This is a genomic window from Flavobacterium sp. ZB4R12, assembly GCF_048276375.1.
In the GTDB taxonomy this organism is placed as follows: domain Bacteria; phylum Bacteroidota; class Bacteroidia; order Flavobacteriales; family Flavobacteriaceae; genus Flavobacterium; species Flavobacterium gawalongense.
This window is the reverse complement of the sequence record NZ_JBLNKS010000019.1, coordinates 1-17928: the sequence shown is the minus strand read 5'-3', so window position 1 is coordinate 17928 and position 17928 is coordinate 1. Positions and strand designations below refer to the sequence as shown.

General features: G+C 35.7%; 15 protein-coding genes. 14 read left to right on the top strand and 1 reads right to left on the bottom strand.

The annotated features are described in order from the left end of the window. Positions 1 to 51 precede the first annotated feature (51 nt). The 12 genes from fahA to argH all read left to right on the top strand — a co-directional run bounded on the left by fahA (position 52) and on the right by argH (position 14198). Positions 52 to 1335, top strand: a complete 1284-nt coding sequence (gene fahA / locus ACNO7W_RS13905; protein WP_417938589.1) for a fumarylacetoacetase — start codon at positions 52 to 54, stop codon at positions 1333 to 1335. Between the two features lie 153 nt (positions 1336 to 1488). Continuing rightward, entirely contained in the window at positions 1489 to 2673 is a 1185-nt protein-coding gene (locus ACNO7W_RS13900) for a hypothetical protein (RefSeq protein WP_417938588.1), read from the top strand. A gap of 471 nt (positions 2674 to 3144) precedes the next feature. Continuing rightward, on the top strand, positions 3145 to 3762 hold the full coding sequence (locus ACNO7W_RS13895; protein WP_143388235.1) for a GNAT family N-acetyltransferase: 618 nt from the start codon (positions 3145 to 3147) through the stop codon (positions 3760 to 3762). Between the two features lie 143 nt (positions 3763 to 3905). Further along, positions 3906 to 5099, top strand: coding sequence for an argininosuccinate synthase (locus ACNO7W_RS13890; RefSeq protein ID WP_143388236.1), 1194 nt, complete (start codon positions 3906 to 3908; stop codon positions 5097 to 5099). Then, on the top strand, positions 5092 to 6069 hold the full coding sequence (argC, locus tag ACNO7W_RS13885; protein WP_417938587.1) for an N-acetyl-gamma-glutamyl-phosphate reductase: 978 nt from the start codon (positions 5092 to 5094) through the stop codon (positions 6067 to 6069). The genes ACNO7W_RS13890 and argC overlap by 8 nt, the downstream gene beginning before the upstream one ends. A 128-nt stretch (positions 6070 to 6197) precedes the next feature. Then, complete coding sequence (locus tag ACNO7W_RS13880; RefSeq protein ID WP_417938586.1) at positions 6198 to 7337, top strand: aspartate aminotransferase family protein; 1140 nt, start codon at positions 6198 to 6200, stop codon at positions 7335 to 7337. A gap of 145 nt (positions 7338 to 7482) precedes the next feature. Then, positions 7483 to 8679, top strand: a complete 1197-nt coding sequence (locus ACNO7W_RS13875; RefSeq protein WP_417938585.1) for a glutamate-5-semialdehyde dehydrogenase — start codon at positions 7483 to 7485, stop codon at positions 8677 to 8679. Next, positions 8663 to 9433: a glutamate 5-kinase gene (proB, locus tag ACNO7W_RS13870; RefSeq protein WP_417938584.1), complete on the top strand. Its 771-nt coding sequence runs from the start codon at positions 8663 to 8665 to the stop codon at positions 9431 to 9433. The genes ACNO7W_RS13875 and proB overlap by 17 nt, the downstream gene beginning before the upstream one ends. 73 nt (positions 9434 to 9506) lie before the next feature. Beyond that, positions 9507 to 10454 carry an N-acetylornithine carbamoyltransferase gene (locus tag ACNO7W_RS13865; RefSeq protein ID WP_417938583.1) on the top strand — a complete coding sequence of 316 codons (948 nt, stop codon included), beginning with the start codon at positions 9507 to 9509 and terminating at the stop codon, positions 10452 to 10454. Next, positions 10444 to 11229, top strand: coding sequence for an acetylglutamate kinase (gene argB, locus ACNO7W_RS13860; protein WP_417938582.1), 786 nt, complete (start codon positions 10444 to 10446; stop codon positions 11227 to 11229). Before ACNO7W_RS13865 ends, argB begins: the two co-directional genes overlap by 11 nt. A gap of 165 nt (positions 11230 to 11394) precedes the next feature. Next, positions 11395 to 12465, top strand: a complete 1071-nt coding sequence (locus ACNO7W_RS13855; protein WP_417938581.1) for a M20 family metallo-hydrolase — start codon at positions 11395 to 11397, stop codon at positions 12463 to 12465. 452 nt (positions 12466 to 12917) lie between these two features. Continuing rightward, positions 12918 to 14198, top strand: a complete 1281-nt coding sequence (argH, locus tag ACNO7W_RS13850; RefSeq protein ID WP_417938580.1) for an argininosuccinate lyase — start codon at positions 12918 to 12920, stop codon at positions 14196 to 14198. A 129-nt stretch (positions 14199 to 14327) separates the two neighbouring features. Here argH and ytxJ read toward each other — a convergent pair whose 3' ends face one another. Beyond that, positions 14328 to 14717: a bacillithiol system redox-active protein YtxJ gene (ytxJ, locus tag ACNO7W_RS13845; RefSeq protein ID WP_417938579.1), complete on the bottom strand. Its 390-nt coding sequence runs from the start codon at positions 14715 to 14717 to the stop codon at positions 14328 to 14330. Between the two features lie 144 nt (positions 14718 to 14861). Between ytxJ and clpB the strand changes: the two genes are divergently transcribed. Beyond that, positions 14862 to 17465, top strand: a complete 2604-nt coding sequence (clpB, locus tag ACNO7W_RS13840; RefSeq protein WP_417938578.1) for an ATP-dependent chaperone ClpB — start codon at positions 14862 to 14864, stop codon at positions 17463 to 17465. 216 nt (positions 17466 to 17681) lie between these two features. Continuing rightward, entirely contained in the window at positions 17682 to 17843 is a 162-nt protein-coding gene (locus ACNO7W_RS13835; RefSeq protein ID WP_417938635.1) for a hypothetical protein, read from the top strand. Positions 17844 to 17928: the final 85 nt, after the last annotated feature.

Genomic DNA, 17928 nt, shown 5'->3' with positions numbered 1-17928 from the left:
AGATTATAATATATTTGATGAGTAATTTTCAACAAAATAATTAACATCGATATGCCTATAACTGCCAACAATACTAACAGAAAATCATGGTTAGAAGTAGCTACCAATAGTGATTTCCCCATTCAAAACATTCCTTTTGGTGTTTTTCTTACCAAAGAAAACATAGTAACTGTAGGAACTCGTATTGGTGATTTCTCTATCGATTTGGGAGCTTTACAACAATTAAATTATTTTGAAGGTATTGAGCTGACGGATGATATGTTCATGCAAGATACTTTGAATGATTTTATTTCTGATGGTCAGAAAACGTGGCGTTTGGTTCGAAATCGTATCGCCGAAATTTTTGACGAAAAAAATCCAAAATTACGCGATAATGTAAAAGAAAGAGATATTGTCATTTTTAAAATGGAAGACGTAGAAATGCAATTACCGGTGCTGATTGGTGATTATACAGACTTTTATTCTAGTAAAGAGCATGCTACTAATGTCGGAAAAATGTTCCGCGATCCTGAAAACGCATTATTACCCAACTGGCTTCATATTCCTGTAGGCTACCATGGAAGAAGCTCTACTATTGTTCCTTCGGGAATTCCAGTACACAGACCAATGGGACAAACCTTACCAAATGGCGAAACCACACCTGTTTTTGGCCCTTCCCGTTCAGTTGATTTTGAATTGGAAACTGCTTTTATCACAACCGATGTCAATATAATGGGAGAAAACATTCCTGTAACTGAAGCTGAAGATTATATTTTTGGAATGGTTTTATTGAATGACTGGAGCGCCCGCGATATTCAAAAATGGGAATATGTGCCACTAGGACCATTCTTATCAAAAAACTTTGCCACTTCAATCTCGCCTTGGATTGTGACAATGGATGCTTTGGAACCCTTTAGAACTAAAGGTCCAAAACAAGAACCAACTCCACTTCCTTATTTACAACAAAAAGGAAAACATTCGTTCGATATCAATTTAGAAGTGGTGATTCAACCTGAAAACACTGAAGCAACTCTCGTTTCTCATTCGAATTTCAAACACATGTATTGGACGATGAGCCAGCAATTAGCGCATCATACGTCTAATGGCTGTCGCGTAAATTCTGGTGACATGATGGGTTCAGGAACCATTTCTGGCCCAACTGAAGATAGTTTTGGTTCGATGCTGGAATTGACTTGGGGAGGCAAAAATCCTATCAAACTTAATGACGGAACAGAACGCAAATTTATAAATGATAACGACACCGTAATCATGAAGGGATTTTGTCAAAACGGACAGGTTCGCATTGGTTTTGGTGAAGTTTCCAGTAAGTTGCTTCCTCCTTTTGTAAGAAAATAAAAAAATAAAAATACACGTTCTAAAACCTAACATTTATTCTATTTTTGTTAGGTTTTTTTATGGCATTATTTTGAAATTTCAATTTTAAAAGCAGTTTGCCTGTATTGATATAGTAGAAATAGCTTCAAAATTATTTACTTTATAGTAACGCTTATGAAAAAAATTACTCTTTTATTATCCTTGTTCGTGCTTGTTTCCTCCTGTGGTGTAAAGCAAACTCAAAATTTATTAAGCTCAGGAAATTACGATCAGGCAATCGAAAATGCAGTTTCGAATTTGCGAACCAATAAAGATAAAAAAGGCAAGCAGGATTATGTTTATTTACTCGAAGAGGCTTTCGCCAAAGCCAAAGAACGCGATTTGAATACCATAAACTTGTTAGCAAAAGATGCCAATCCTGCACAATTGGAAAAAATGTATACCACCTATTTACAATTGAATAACCGTCAGGAAAAAATTAAACCGATACTCCCTTTAAAATTAATTAAAGAAGGTCGAAATGCAATTTTCCCATTTGACAATTATAACGACCAAATTATTGACAGCAAAAATGCATTATCTGCTTATTTGTATGCCAATTCAAAAAAATTAATGGCAACTTCAGATAAAATGAATTTCCGCAAGGCTTATGATGATTTGGATTATTTGAATCAAATAAATCCAAATTACAAAAATGTTTTGCAACTCATGGATGAAGCTAAATTTAAAGGTTCTGATTATGTTTCGGTTTACACCAAAAATGAAACTCGAATGATTATTCCTGTTCGCTTGCAAAATGATTTACTAGATTTTAGCACCTACGGACTGAACGACAAATGGACTGTTTACCACAGTGACAAACAAAGAGGAATTGATTACGATTATGGTATGATGATTAATTTTCGCCAAATTTATATTTCACCGGAGCAAATCAAAGAAAGAGAATTTGTAAAAGAACGCATCATAAAAGATGGTGTAAAAAAACTGATTGATGCCAACGGTAAAGAAGTTTTAGACGAAAAAGGAAAAGTGGTTATGGTTGACAATCTTAGAACCGTAAACGCCCGTATTTATGAATTTAGACAATTTAAATCCTGTCAAATTACAGCAAAAATTGATTATATAAATTTGAAAATCAATCAATTAATACAATCTTTCCCACTAACAAGTGAGTTTGTATTTGAAAATATTTATGCAACCTATAAAGGAGACCGACGTGCTTCTGACGATAATTATTACTCTTATTTTGATAAAAGAGCGGTAGCTTTTCCTAGCAGCGAACAAATGGTTTATGACACTGGAGAAGATTTGAAAGCCAAATTAAAAGACATTATTAGTCGAAATAGATTTAGAAATTAAATCTGGTTTCGCTCAATTAAGAAACTCCTTGAAACAATTACTTTAAGGAGTTTTTATTTACATAAAACAAACATTATATTAAAATTTTGTTACAAAAAACAAAATAAGTATTCTATTTGCAAAATAATTGTATTTTTGCACCGATGAATAAAACAAGTTTACATATAACTTCTTTCTCACGGACAAACAGACCTACGGCTTCTCCCGAAGTACGGATGCTATAATATAGTACCCACAACGTGTTTTGTTTTTGTTTTTTATTCATTTTTCATTTATACCGTTTTGAAATTATCCCAGTTATCCATTGGATTAGTATATCCTAAAAAAACTATATTTCCTTGTTCATTAGCCTACACAACGCTATGCTCATGGTCAATGTCTTTTTTTACATCTATTTTAATTGATTGGTATAACTCTTGTTTTTCAAAACTTGAATCCAACTCATTTTTTAACTCAAAATAATCTCTTGAAATGAACATTTCTATCATTGTAACTCAGGAAGAACATTATAAGTATTCGCAGGAAATATGCGATACTATTGAATCATCTGCCTTATTGAGAGGTACTGGGATTGCTAAAAGAACTCCTGAATACATCCAAAAAAAGATGGAAAGCAAAGATGCTGTCATTGCATTAGACAATGGCAAATTTGCTGGTTTTTGCTATATCGAAAGTTGGCAACACGGAAAGTTTGTCGCACATTCTGGGTTGATTGTACACCCTGATTACAGAAATTTAGGATTAGCCAAAAAAATCAAATCAAAAGTATTTGATTATTCATTAGAAAAATATCCAGATGCTAAAGTATTTGGAATCACTACTGGTTTGGCTGTAATGAAAATCAATTCAGATTTGGGATACAAACCTGTTCCTTTTTCAGAACTTACAAGCGATCCAAGTTTTTGGAAAGGATGCCAAACGTGCACCAATTACGAAATCCTAAAAAGTAAAGACAACAAAATGTGTTTGTGTACCGGAATGCTTTATGATCCAAAAGAAAAACCTAAAGATCCGCCTAAACATCCGTTTAATGTCAGAGTGTTAAATAGATTAAAATCAATTAAAGAAGCCCTATTTTTAAAAAAATAATCCCCAACCCCACCGTGGCGGGGAGTTCGGAAAAAACTAGAAAAAGAATCAATTTAAAAAAAGAAATATAAATTAAAACACACCCTTTGCGTAATGCCTCCCCCTCCTTCGGAGGGGGCTGGGGGAGGAAAAAACTAAATATCATGAAAAAAGTTGTATTAGCTTATAGTGGAGGATTAGATACCTCATATTGTTTGAAATATTTAAAAAACAAACATGGATACGAAGTACATACTGTACTAATTAACACAGGTGGATTTGATGAAGCTGAACTATCCGCTATTGAAGAAAGAGCCTACGAATTAGGAAGTGCACAACATGCAAATCTTACTATCGTTGATAAATATTACGATAAAGCCATTAAATATTTGATTTATGGAAATGTATTAAAAAATAATACGTATCCTCTATCTGTGAGTGCTGAGCGTGTTTTTCAAGCTATGGAAGCTATTAAATATGCCAAAAAAGTAGGTGCAAACGCAATCGCCCACGGAAGTACCGGTGCAGGAAATGACCAAATCCGTTTTGATCTAATTTTTCAAACCATTGCTCCCGAAATTGAGATTATCACACCTATTAGAGATTTGAAATTATCAAGACAAGAAGAAGTAGCCTATTTACAAGCGAATGGCGTAGAATATTCTTGGGAAAAAGCACAATACTCCATCAATAAAGGATTGTGGGGAACTAGTGTTGGAGGAAAAGAAACATTGACTTCAAACCTTCCACTTCCAAGCGAAGCTTATCCTTCACAATTGCAAAAAGAAGGCGAAGAAAAAGTGACTTTGCATTTTAAAAAAGGGGAATTGGTTGGAATCAACAATAAAATGAACACTCCGGTAAAAAACATTGTTACTCTTGAAAAATTAGCCAGTGCTTATGCAATTGGTAGAGATATTCATGTTGGTGACACGATAATCGGAATTAAAGGAAGAGTTGGTTTTGAAGCCGCTGCTCCTTTAATTATCATCAAAGCACACCATTTATTAGAGAAACATACGCTTGGAAAATGGCAACAATACTGGAAAGAACAACTGGGAAACTGGTACGGAATGTTGTTTCATGAAGGTCAATTTCTTGATCCTGTGATGAGAAACATCGAAACTTTCCTGGAAGACACTCAAAAAACGGTAAATGGAACGGTAACAGTTTCTTTGAAACCCTATCACTTTTCGCTTGATGGAATTGAATCTGAAAATGATTTAATGAACACTGGATTTGGTCAATACGGAGAAATGAACAACGCTTGGACATCAGACGATGCCAAAGGATTTATTAAAATTCTGGGAAATGCCCAAAACATATTTTCATCTGTAAACCATCTTGATTATGATTAATGTTGGAATAATTGGCGGTTCGGGTTACACTGCGGGGGAACTCATCAGAATATTGATGTATCATCCTAATGCAACGATTGATTTTGTGTACAGTACTACCAATGCTGGAAAACCACTATCGGTTGCGCATCATGATTTGATGGGCGATATCGAAATGAATTTTACTGATACCGTGAATCCGAATGTGAATGTTGTTTTCTTGTGTTTAGGTCATGGTAAATCGAAATCATTTTTAGAGCAAAATCAATTTGCAAGTCATACCAAAATTATCGATTTAGGAAATGATTTCAGATTGATCAAAGACAAAGATTTTAATAGTAAAACTTTCGTTTACGGACTACCTGAATTGAACAAAGCAGTTATCAAAAACGCACAATTTATAGCTAATCCAGGTTGTTTTGCGACAGCGATTCAATTGGCATTATTGCCATTGGCTAAAAACGAAATGCTTACTACTGACGTTCATATCAATGCCACAACCGGAAGCACGGGAGCCGGAGTTACGCCTTCGGAAACGACGCATTTTAGTTGGAGATCGAATAATATGTCGCATTATAAAGCTTTTGAACACCAACATTTGGGTGAAATAAACCAAAGTGTAAACCAATTACAATCGAATTATAAAGACGAATTGATTTTTGTACCAAACAGAGGTGATTTTGCCAGAGGAATTTTTGCAACATTATACACAACAATCGAAGAAAGTCTGGAAGATGTGGTTGCAAAATACAAAGCTTTTTACAAAGACCAACCTTTTGTAACTGTCACTACCACTGGAATCAACATGAAACAAGTGATTCAAACGAACAAGTGTATCATTAGTTTAATGAAAAAAGGAAATCGGTTATTGATTACCTCAGTAATTGATAATTTAACAAAAGGAGCCTCAGGACAAGCCATTCAAAACATGAATTTAATGTTTGGACTGGATGAAACCACAGGATTGCATTTGAAACCAAGCGGATTTTAATCCCCTCCCCAACCCTCCCCGAAGGGAAGGGAGTTGAAATGCGAAAAATAGTATAAATATAGAAACAACACCCCCCGTTGTAAGTTTTTATTCCCCCTCCTTCGGAGGGGGTTAGGGGGAGGATTATTATGAACTTATTTGACGTTTACCCATTATACAACATCACTCCTGTAAAAGCACTAGATTGCACTATTACAGATGAAAAAGGAGTAGAATATTTAGATTTATATGGTGGTCATGGAGTAATTTCCATCGGACACACCCAACCGGATTATGTTGCCAAATTAAAAAATCAATTGGACAACATTGGTTTTTATTCCAATGCGATACAGAATCCATTGCAAGTAGAACTAGCAGCCAAATTAGGAAAACTTTCAGGATTGGAAGAGTACACGCTATTCTTATGCAGTTCTGGAGCTGAAGCCAATGAAAATGCTTTAAAATTAGCCTCTTTTCACAACAATAAAACAAGAGTAATTGCTTTTGATAATTCCTTTCACGGAAGAACTTCTGCAGCAGTTGCGGTTACAGATAACAAAAAAATTGTTGCGCCAATCAATGCACAACAAATCGTTACTTTTTTACCATTGAATAACATCGAGTTGGTAGAAGAAGAACTAAAAAAAGGTGATGTTTCTTCTGTTATTATCGAAGGAATTCAAGGTGTTGGCGGTTTAGACCAAGGTACTCCGGAATTTTTCCAAGCATTGGAAAAAATATGTGCAGCATACGATGTCGTTCTGATTTTAGACGAAGTGCAATCAGGTTACGGAAGAAGCGGAAAGTTTTTCGCCCACCAACATCACGGAATTAAAGCGGATATTATTTCACTTGCTAAAGGAATGGGTAACGGATTTCCAATTGGAGGAATACTAATTTCTCCAAAATTCACAGCCAGTTATGGACTTTTGGGAACTACTTTTGGCGGAAACCATTTGGCTTGTGCTGCTGGAATTGCTGTTTTGGATGTGATCGAAAGCCAAAAATTAATGGATAACGTAAATGACGTTTATGCCTATTTTTTAGAAGCAATCAAACAAGTTCCTGAAGTTATTAAAGTAAAAGGAAGAGGATTAATGCTCGGTGTAGAATTTGATTTTGACGTAAGTACGCTTCGTAAAAAAATGATTATTGACAAACATATTTTTACGGGAAATGCAAATAATAAAAACTTATTAAGAATTCTTCCACCATTGACAATCAACAAGGAAGCAATCGATACCTTTATTATAGCTTTAAAAGAAACATTGGCTGAATTAAAATTGTAATTCGTTTGATTTTAAATTAATTCAACCATATAAGAAATATAAGGACATATAAATCAATGTTCAAACAAGCTTAAATGAACTTATATTTCTTATATGGTTTGAATATTAATTTTGTTATTTTGTCATTAACCACTAACCAAAAACAATGAGCCATTTATTACCAATAGAAAAACGAAATTCAGTTTTAAGCCGTATGGCCGAACTTCTTGAAGAAGAAAGAGCCAACCTTAAAACTGTAAATCAACAGGATTTAAATAATTATTCTGGAGATGACTTGGCCATGGAAAAACGTTTACTGGTTGATGATGTCAAAATTGACGGTATGATTTTATCTATGCAGCAATTAGCAAGTCAAGAAGATCCCATTGGCGTAGAGCGTTTTAATTTCGACCATGAAAACGGAATGAAAATTATCAATAAAACAGCGGCTTTTGGAACCATAATGATTATTTATGAATCCAGACCCGATGTTACTGTTGAAGCTGGCGGAATCGCTTTTAAATCCGGAAATAAAATTTTGCTGAAAGGCGGAAAAGAATCCTTACAATCCAACTTGAAAATTGTGGAATTGTGGCATCAAGCTTTAAAAGAAAACAATATTTCTACAGAATGGGTGGAATACTTGAATTACAATCGGGAAGAAACGCAGGCATTTTTAGAGAAACCAACACAAAAAGTAGATTTAATTGTTCCTCGTGGTGGCGAGAAATTGATTGCTTTTGTAAAAAAACACGCCACTTGCCCAGTAATAATAAGTGGTCGAGGAAATAATTTTGTGTATGTAAATAAGGAAGCTGATTTAAAAAAAGCACTTGACATTATTATTAACGGAAAAACCTCAAACATATCTGTTTGTAATGCTTTAGATAAAGTTTTAATTGATACAAATCTTGAAAATTGGGAAGCTTTTGCTACAAATATAGTTCAGGAATTACAACAAAGAAACGTAACCGTTTTGGGAGATGAAAGTATTTCAAGAGTGACAAACGTTCCTCAGATCGAATCGGATTTAATTTGGCACGAAGAGTTTTTAGATTACAAAATTGTTATTGGAACAACCAATTCAAATCAAGAAGCGATCGACAAAATAAATAAATATTGTGGTGGACATTCGGCTTCCATAATCACAAAAAATGATACAATTGCCCAGGAATTCATGGAAAATGTAGATACCGCAGCCGTTTATCAAAATGCCTCTACCCGATTCACTGATGGAGGACAATTTGGCTTAGGTGGCGAATTGGCAATAAGCACGGACAAATTACACCAACGTGGACCAATTGGTTTGCAACATTTAGTTACTAATAAGTGGTATATTTACGGGAATGGACAAATCAGGTAAAAAAAGAATTTTATTAAAGTTAGGAAGCAATACATTAACCAAAGAAACCAATCATATTTCGAGAGGAAAGATTGAAGATATTGGTATGCAAATCGCGGCACTGAAAGACGATTATGAATTTGTAATTGTCAGTTCCGGTGCCATTGCTGCGGCCAAACAATTTGTAAAACTGGAAAGTCAAGATAAAGATGTTTTTGTTAAACAAGCGTTGGCTTCAATTGGCCAGCCTCATTTGATGCGGATTTATCATGAAAATTTCAGTGATTTAGGATTACTGATTTCACAATGTTTGCTTTCTTATTCTGATTTCGAAAAAGAGCAAGCCAAAGTAAATATCGTAAACACAATCAATGTGTTGGTCAAAAACAATTATATTCCTATCATCAATGAAAATGATACCGTGGCAACGGATGAGATTCAGTTTGGAGACAATGATAAATTAGCCGCTTTAACAGCCGTTTTATTAAATGTTGACATTCTGATTATTGCTACCAATACGAACGGGATTTACACTAAATCATCCATCAATGATGCAATTCCTGAAACCATTTCTTTGGTAACCGATTTAAAAGTATTGGAAAAAGAGATTGGCGATTCTAAATCCTCGCACGGAACTGGTGGAATGCAATCTAAAATAGAAGCTTCGGCAATTGCCAAAGCTGCCAATATCGAAACCTGGATTATCAATGGCTTGGAAGACAACTTTATTTTGAAGGCTTTAAAAAACGAAATACCTTTTACTAAAATAATTTAATTCGAATATTGGATTTTTAGATTGTTAGATTTTTGGACAATTCATAATTCATAATTCATAATTCATAACTACAATGAACTATATCTCCATACAAAACATCGATTCGCTCAACAAATGGGTGAAACAAGCATTAAAAATTAAGAAAAAACCACTTAAAAACAAAAAACTGGGTAAAAACAAAACCTTGGGAATGTTGTTTTTTAATTCCAGTTTAAGAACCCGTTTGAGTACACAAAAAGCGGCTTTGAATTTAGGAATGAACGTCATGGTAATGAATTTTACCAGCGAAGGTTGGACATTGGAGTTTGAAGACGGAGCTATCATGAACTCTGGTGCTTCGGAACACATCAAAGAAGCGGCAGCAGTTGTTTCTCAATATTGCGATATTATTGCCATCAGAGCTTTTGCCGGACTTGCAGACAAAGAAAAAGACAATGCCGAAATCGTACTTTCCGGGTTTTTGAAATACGCTACTGTGCCAATTGTTAATATGGAAAGTGCCACAGGACATCCATTACAATCGCTAGCCGATGCGATTACGATGGCAGAACACAAAACGAAACACAGACCAAAAGTAGTTTTGACTTGGGCACCACATCCCAGAGCACTACCACAAGCTGTTCCCAATTCCTTCGTGCAAATGATGCAATTGCAAGATGCAGATTTTGTCATTACGCATCCGGAAGGGTATGAATTGAATCCTGAAATCACAAAAGATTCCAAGATTGAATACGACCAGAATAAAGCTTTTGAAAACGCCGATTTTATTTATGCCAAAAACTGGAGCAATTATAACGATTATGGTCAAATTACTAATTCCGACCCAAATTGGACTATAACTGCCGATAAAATGAAACTGACAAATAATGCTAAATTTATGCACTGTTTGCCTGTAAGACGTAATGTAATTGTTACTGATGAAGTAATCGACAGCGAAAATTCAATTGTTATCGAACAAGCCAATAATAGAACCTATGCAGCGCAATTAGTGTTGCAAAAAATATTGGAAAATGGAAAATAAAAAACCGGTAACGATACTAAAAATTGGAGGAAATATTATTGATAACCCAACGGAATTATCACAGTTTTTATCTGATTTTTCTAAAATTGAAGGGTATAAAATACTCGTTCATGGCGGAGGAAAATCAGCTACCAAAATGGCTGAAAGCATTGGTTTAGTTCCTCAAATGATTGACGGACGACGTATTACCGATGCTGCTATGCTTGACGTAGTTGTGATGATTTATGCAGGTCAAATCAACAAAAGCATCGTTGCCCAATTACAAGCAAATTCCACAAATGCGATGGGTTTTTCTGGTGCTGATGGGAATTTAATCCAATCAGAAAAAAGAAACCACCCTACAATCAATTATGGTTTTGTGGGCGATGTGAAAAAAGTGAATACAAAATTATTGGAAACGTTACTTTCAAATGGTATAGTTCCAGTATTTTGTGCGATAACACACGATGGAAAAGGACAATTATTAAATACGAATGCGGATACTATTGCCAGTGAATTGGCGATTGCTTTATCGGAAGTTTTTGATGTAACTTTGAATTATTGCTTTGAAAAGTCTGGTGTTTTATATGATGCCGAAGACGATTCTTCAGTAATTTCAACCATAAATCAAGAATTATATTCCAAATTAAAAGCCGAAAAAGCGATACATTCAGGCATGATTCCTAAATTAGACAACTGTTTCAATAGTTTGTCCAAGGGAGTTCAAAAAATAAAAATTGGTCATCACCGGATGTTGCAAGACAAGACGGCATTGTACACGAGTATAGAACTATAAAAGTTAAACACGAATTTCACAAATTTACACGAATTGAAAATTGCCACAAAGAAATCATCTCAAAAGAGACTTAAATAATTCATGTCTTTGTATTAAAAATAACTAAAAAATTTGTGCCTTTGTGTCTTCGTGGCAAAAAAATAGCGCCTTTGTGGCAAATAAAATATGAAGAGTATAGAAATCCTTACACAAGAAGCCATTGCGCTATTAAAAGCACTGATTGAAACACCTTCATTTTCAAGTGAAGAAGACAAAACAGCACTTTTAATCGAAAATTGGTTTACACAAAATAACATTCCTTTCGAGAGAGATAATAATAATGTTTGGGCTTACAATAAATATTTTGACAAGACTAAACCAACATTATTACTCAATTCGCATCACGATACCGTAAAACCTAACCAAGGGTATACCAATGATCCTTTTGAAGCCATCGTAAAAGACGGCAAATTATTCGGATTGGGAAGCAATGATGCCGGCGGCTGTTTGGTTTCTCTTTTAGCCACTTTTGTTCATTTTTATCCGAATGAAAAGCTGCCTTACAATATCGTGATGGTAGCTTCAGCCGAAGAAGAAAGCAGCGGGAAAAATGGATTAAACAGCGTACTGAAACATTTACCGGAACTGGAATGTGCCATTGTTGGTGAACCTACTTTGATGCAATTGGCCGTAGCCGAAAAAGGTTTATTGGTACTCGATGTCATCGTAAAAGGTACTGCAAGTCACGCCGCGCATAACAATCCGGACAATCCTATTTACAATGCGATACCCGTTATTGAATGGTTTAACAGCTATCAATTCGAAAAAATATCTGCCGTTTTAGGACCTGTAAAAATGACTGTAACGCAAATTAACGCCGGAAAACAACACAATGTAGTTCCTGCCGAATGTCATTTGGTTATCGATATCAGGGTGAATGATTGCTATAACAATCAGGAAATTTTAGATACCGTAAGAAAACATCTGACTGCTGAAGTCAATCCTCGTTCGATGCATTTGAATGCGTCATCAATTCCTGTTTCTCATGGTTTGGTGCAAGCCGGAATCGCACTGGGAAGAACAACGTACGGCTCGCCTACACTGTCGGATCAATCGGTTTTGAGTTGTCAATCCTTGAAATTAGGACCAGGAGAAACCCTGCGGTCGCACTCGGCAGACGAATTTATATTTATAAACGAAATAGAAGAAGGAATTCAATTGTATATCAAAATACTGACTGATTTTTTCAAACAATAAAATAATTTGGATTGATCCTGATTATTTTCAGGAGCTAATCCCGCTATACGTTGCAATCTTTTTTGAGGCGAAGAAAAATCGCCTCAAAAAAGGATTTACACTACAAACGAAGTTCACTGAACTCCGCTGAAAATGGAAATTAAGTGAAGTAATCGGGGCTAAAAAATAATATTGGAATTAATTATAATTTACCGATCGTCAGTTCGAGTAGATTTTTAAAGTCCACAAGTTTTCTTTATTAAACGAAACTTTCCACTTTAAAAATCATATCGAGAACGTTGCTGGTAACAAGGCTTCTCGATACATTTTTGGCTTAATGAATGTATCTTTTTAAACAGATTGAATCAAGCCAAAAACACTCGAAGTGACGGTCATGTATGTCCCTGTCAGTTAAATCGATAAAAACAAAACCAAAAAGACACAACAACACGAACAACCAAAAAAGTATAATTATGAAACTTTGGGAAAAAGGAATACCAACAGATAAGCAAATCGAACATTTTACCGTTGGAAACGACAGAGAACTGGATTTAGTTCTAGCAAAATATGACGCCTTAGGCTCTATTGCACATGCAAAAATGCTAGGTCAAATCGGTCTTTTAACAGACTCCGAAACCGTTTCTTTGGTTTTGGCATTAGAAGAAATTATTGCAGCTGTTGAAAACGGAAAATTCGAAATCGAAGACAGTTTTGAAGACGTACATTCCAAAATCGAATACCTGTTAACGGTAAAACTAGGCGATGCCGGAAAAAAAATTCACACGGCTCGTTCCCGTAACGACCAGGTTTTGGTAGACGTTAATTTATATCTAAAAGACGTCCTTAAAGAACTAAAAGAACAAGTAAAAAGCCTTTTTGATTTGCTGATGGAATCAGCAGAAAAACATCAAAATGTTTTGTTACCAGGTTACACGCACCTTCAAATTGCGATGCCCTCTTCTTTCGGAATGTGGTTTTCCGCTTACGCCGAAAGTTTAATTGATGATGTAACGATGCTAAATGCAGCTTTAAAAATTGTAGACCAGAATCCATTAGGTTCGGCCGCAGGTTACGGAAGTTCGTTTCCTATCAACAGAACGTTTACAACGCAAGAATTAGGTTTTGAAACCTTAAAATTCAATTCGGTTGCGGCACAAATGAGCCGTGGAAAATCAGAAAAAACAGTTGCTTTTGCTATGAGCAGCGTTGCTGCTACCCTATCAAAATTCTCGATGGATGTTTGTTTGTATATGAGCCAGAATTTTGATTTTATCACTTTGCCTTCGCATCTTACAACAGGTTCGAGCATTATGCCACACAAGAAAAACCCGGATGTTTTTGAATTAATTCGTGGAAAATGCAACAAAATTCAAGCGTTACCATACGAAATCACTTTAATTACCAACAACCTACCAAGTGGTTATCACAGAGATTTGCAACTTTTGAAAGAAGGATTGTTTCCAGCGATTCAAAACTTAAAAGCCTGTTTGGATATCGCTATTTTTGCTATTAAAGACATTAAAGTAAAAGAACACATTCTGGACGATAAAAAATACGATTATTTGTTTACGGTAGATTCCTTAAACGAAATGGTTGTTGCCGGTCTGCCTTTTAGAGATGCCTATAAAGCCGTTGCAGAACAACTGGAAAATGGCACATTTCAATCTCCAAAAGAAACCAAGCATACGCATGAAGGAAGCATCAATAACCTTTGTTTGGATGCCATAAAAAAGAAAATGAACGATTCTTATTAATTCAAAACCAAAATAGTTGTTACAAAAAAATCCATTCATTTAAACGAATGGATTTTTTTATTTGGAATATTACCCCAAAAAACTATATTAAAACCTTTGTCAAAGTTTCGAACTTTGACAAAGATTAATTTAAACCTTTCCCATCAATTCTTCCGCATCAATATCGCTATGCGAAACATTGTAAATGGCTTTTCCTTCTTTAATTACTATCAATTGTGGGGATTGATGGGTAACTCCAAAACGATCAGCAATGGCATTAGAAATATCGCGATACGCTATTAAATCTAAAAAATAAGGCGTAACTTTATCTGAGTTATTAAACTCATTTTCAAACTGTTTCAGTGCCATCCTACTTACGCTGCATCGGGTACTGTGTTTAAAAATTGCTACCGGTTTTTCATTCGAAACGAAAATAATTTCATTCAGTTGCCCTAAATCGGTTAGTTCATTCCAGTTGATTTTGCTTTCTTTTAAATCCTTGTCGTCTGAACTATTAAAAATATTTTTAAAAAAACTCATAATTGTCTTATTTTAAGACATTTTGACTTTGAAATATGATAAAAATCATGAAATTTCCGTCAATTTGTCTGTATTATTGTATTGGAATATATATTGAATATAATTCGCAAAGTTAGTCAAATAACAACAAAACAATATACCATCATGAACATAAATAAATTTACAATCAAATCCCAGGAAGCCATTCAGCTTTCCCAACAATTGGCACAAAGCCACGGGCAACAACAAATAGAAAATGAACATATTTTCAAGGCTATTTTTGAAGTAGATGAAAATGTAGCTCCTTTTATATTGAAGAAACTGAACGTAAATGTGAGTTTATTAGAACAAATAATAGACAGCACGATACAAAGCTTCCCGAAAGTTTCCGGCGGCGAAATTATGCTTTCCAGAACTGCAAATTCAACGCTGAACGAAGCGGAGATTATCGCAAAAAAAATGAATGATGAATTCGTTTCTGTGGAACATTTAATTTTAGCCATATTTGGTTCCAAAAGTAAAGTTGCCCAAATCCTAAAAGACCAAGGCGTTACCGAAAAAGGACTAAAAGCCGCTATCGACGAATTGCGAAAAGGAGAACGAGTGACTTCGGCATCTGCTGAAGAAACCTATAATTCTTTAAATAAATATGCCAAAAATCTGAACGAATTAGCCCGCACCGGTAAACTCGATCCAGTAATTGGTCGTGACGAGGAAATTCGCAGAGTATTGCAAATTCTAACACGAAGAACCAAAAATAACCCCATGTTGGTTGGAGAACCCGGAGTCGGAAAAACCGCCATCGCCGAAGGTTTAGCACATCGAATTGTCGATGGAGATGTTCCTGACAATTTGAAAGATAAAATCGTTTATTCGCTTGATATGGGAGCGCTAATTGCCGGTGCCAAATACAAAGGGGAATTTGAAGAACGATTAAAATCCGTGGTTAAAGAGGTGACTTCTGCCGAAGGCGATATTGTTTTATTCATTGACGAAATCCATACACTGGTGGGAGCCGGAGGTGGTGAAGGCGCTATGGATGCGGCCAATATTCTGAAACCGGCGTTGGCTCGTGGCGAACTGCGCGCTATTGGAGCAACAACTTTAGACGAATATCAAAAATATTTTGAAAAAGACAAAGCACTTGAAAGACGTTTCCAAAAAATAATGGTCGAAGAACCGGATACTGAAAGTGCTATTTCGATTTTACGTGGAATCAAAGAAAAATACGAAACACATCATAAAGTCCAAATCAAAGACGACGCTATTATTGCCGCTGTTGAATTATCACAGCGCTATATCACCAATCGTTTTCTTCCGGACAAAGCCATCGATTTAATGGATGAAGCAGCTTCAAAACTGCGTATGGAAATCAATTCGAAACCCGAAGAATTGGATGTTTTGGATCGAAAAATCATGCAGTTGGAAATTGAAATTGAAGCGATTAAACGAGAAAAAGACGAAAGCAAACTCAAAGTTTTGGGTATGGATTTGGCGAACCTAAAAGAAGATCGCAACGAAATCTACGCCAAATGGAAATCAGAGAAAGATGTAGTCGATAATATTCAAGCAGTAAAAACCGAAATTGAAGACTTCAAATATGAAGCAGAACGTGCCGAACGTGAAGGCGATTATGGAAAAGTAGCCGAAATTCGTTATGGAAAAATCAAAGAAGCCCAAGAGCGTTTAGACATTTTACTAAAAGAATTACAGGAAAATCAAGCGGGAACTTCGTTGATAAAAGAAGAAGTTACTCGTGAAGATATTGCCGAAGTGGTTGCCAAATGGACTGGAATTCCGGTAATGAAAATGCTTCAGGGAGAACGGGAAAAACTATTGAAACTGGAAGATGAATTGCATAACAGAGTCGTAGGACAGGAAGAAGCGATTCAGGCGGTAAGTGATGCCGTGCGCAGAAGCCGTGCCGGATTACAGGATATGAAAAAACCGGTGGGAACGTTTCTTTTCCTTGGAACTACGGGAGTTGGTAAAACAGAATTGGCGAAAGCCTTGGCCGAATACCTGTTTGACGATGAAAATGCGATGACCCGTATCGACATGAGCGAATACCAAGAACGCCACAGCGTGAGCCGCTTGGTTGGTGCGCCTCCGGGATATGTGGGTTATGATGAAGGCGGACAATTGACCGAAGCGGTTCGTAGAAAACCGTATTCCGTAATCTTATTGGATGAGATTGAAAAAGCGCATCCGGACACGTTTAACATCTTGCTACAAGTCTTGGATGAAGGACGTTTGACAGATAACAAAGGGCGTTTGGCTGATTTTAAAAACACAATTATCATCATGACTTCTAATATGGGAAGCCAAATTATTCAGGAGAAATTCGAGAACCTAAAAGGAAGCGTCGAAGCCGCAACTGAATTGGCCAAAGTAGAAGTTCTTGGATTGTTGAAACAAACGGTTCGCCCGGAATTCATAAACCGTATTGATGAAATTGTAATGTTCACGCCGCTTACCAGTGAAAATATTGCTCAAATAGTAGGTTTGCAACTAAAAAGCGTGACCAAAATGCTGGCACAGCAAGGGATTACCATGGATGCCACTGCGGAAGCCATTGCCTATTTATCCGAGAAAGGATATGATCCGCAATTTGGAGCGAGACCCGTGAAAAGAGTGATTCAAAGAGATGTTTTGAATAAATTGTCTAAAGAAATTCTTGCCGGCAATATCAAAACTGACAGTATTATTCTTTTGGATGCTTTTAATGGCGAGTTGGTTTTTAGAAACCAGACCGAATTAGTGGAGTAAGCAAAGTTCGTCAGTTCGTCCCGACGCTTCGGGATTTTGCGGAATGAAATGGAACAAAAAATGTATCGAGAACTTTTAAATTTTACAAAAACACCAGTCGAAAGAGAGGGCGCTGAAAAAGTCTTTTTTCGAATAAACTATTAAAAAAAGGAGTAGAGAACGAAGTTTTTCTGCTCCTTTTTTCGTATATTTAGCTGTAATTATAAGGGTTTTCAGATGTTAGTACAGCAACAAACAATAGCGTTTAGCGAGCATTCTTCGTTATATGATTTAATTATTCCAAAGAATAATCTTTTGAGAAAAATTAACGATTTGATGGATTTTTCATTCATCTACGATGAATTGTTAACTAAACCACTATGGACTGAAAGTCCATAGATTTGGTTGTCAGACTTAAAGTCTGCACGCTTGCTAGTCTTCAATTATGAAGTTATCATTATTATTTTCATTCGGATTTCTATGA

Excerpts from the sequence above, each read along its gene's own strand:
- ACNO7W_RS13895 (WP_143388235.1), top strand. The coding sequence starts at position 3,145 with ATGAACATTTCTATCATTGTAACTCAGGAAGAACATTATAAGTATTCG.
- proB (WP_417938584.1), top strand. The coding sequence starts at position 8,663 with ATGGACAAATCAGGTAAAAAAAGAATTTTATTAAAGTTAGGAAGCAAT.
- ACNO7W_RS13865 (WP_417938583.1), top strand. The coding sequence starts at position 9,507 with ATGAACTATATCTCCATACAAAACATCGATTCGCTCAACAAATGGGTG.
- ACNO7W_RS13890 (WP_143388236.1), top strand. The coding sequence starts at position 3,906 with ATGAAAAAAGTTGTATTAGCTTATAGTGGAGGATTAGATACCTCATAT.
- ACNO7W_RS13900 (WP_417938588.1), top strand. The coding sequence starts at position 1,489 with ATGAAAAAAATTACTCTTTTATTATCCTTGTTCGTGCTTGTTTCCTCC.
- ACNO7W_RS13875 (WP_417938585.1), top strand. The coding sequence starts at position 7,483 with ATGAGCCATTTATTACCAATAGAAAAACGAAATTCAGTTTTAAGCCGT.
- fahA (WP_417938589.1), top strand. The coding sequence starts at position 52 with ATGCCTATAACTGCCAACAATACTAACAGAAAATCATGGTTAGAAGTA.
- ytxJ (WP_417938579.1), bottom strand. The coding sequence starts at position 14,717 with ATGAGTTTTTTTAAAAATATTTTTAATAGTTCAGACGACAAGGATTTA.
- ACNO7W_RS13880 (WP_417938586.1), top strand. The coding sequence starts at position 6,198 with ATGAACTTATTTGACGTTTACCCATTATACAACATCACTCCTGTAAAA.
- argC (WP_417938587.1), top strand. The coding sequence starts at position 5,092 with ATGATTAATGTTGGAATAATTGGCGGTTCGGGTTACACTGCGGGGGAA.
- clpB (WP_417938578.1), top strand. The coding sequence starts at position 14,862 with ATGAACATAAATAAATTTACAATCAAATCCCAGGAAGCCATTCAGCTT.
- argH (WP_417938580.1), top strand. The coding sequence starts at position 12,918 with ATGAAACTTTGGGAAAAAGGAATACCAACAGATAAGCAAATCGAACAT.
- ACNO7W_RS13835 (WP_417938635.1), top strand. The coding sequence starts at position 17,682 with ATGTTAGTACAGCAACAAACAATAGCGTTTAGCGAGCATTCTTCGTTA.
- argB (WP_417938582.1), top strand. The coding sequence starts at position 10,444 with ATGGAAAATAAAAAACCGGTAACGATACTAAAAATTGGAGGAAATATT.
- ACNO7W_RS13855 (WP_417938581.1), top strand. The coding sequence starts at position 11,395 with ATGAAGAGTATAGAAATCCTTACACAAGAAGCCATTGCGCTATTAAAA.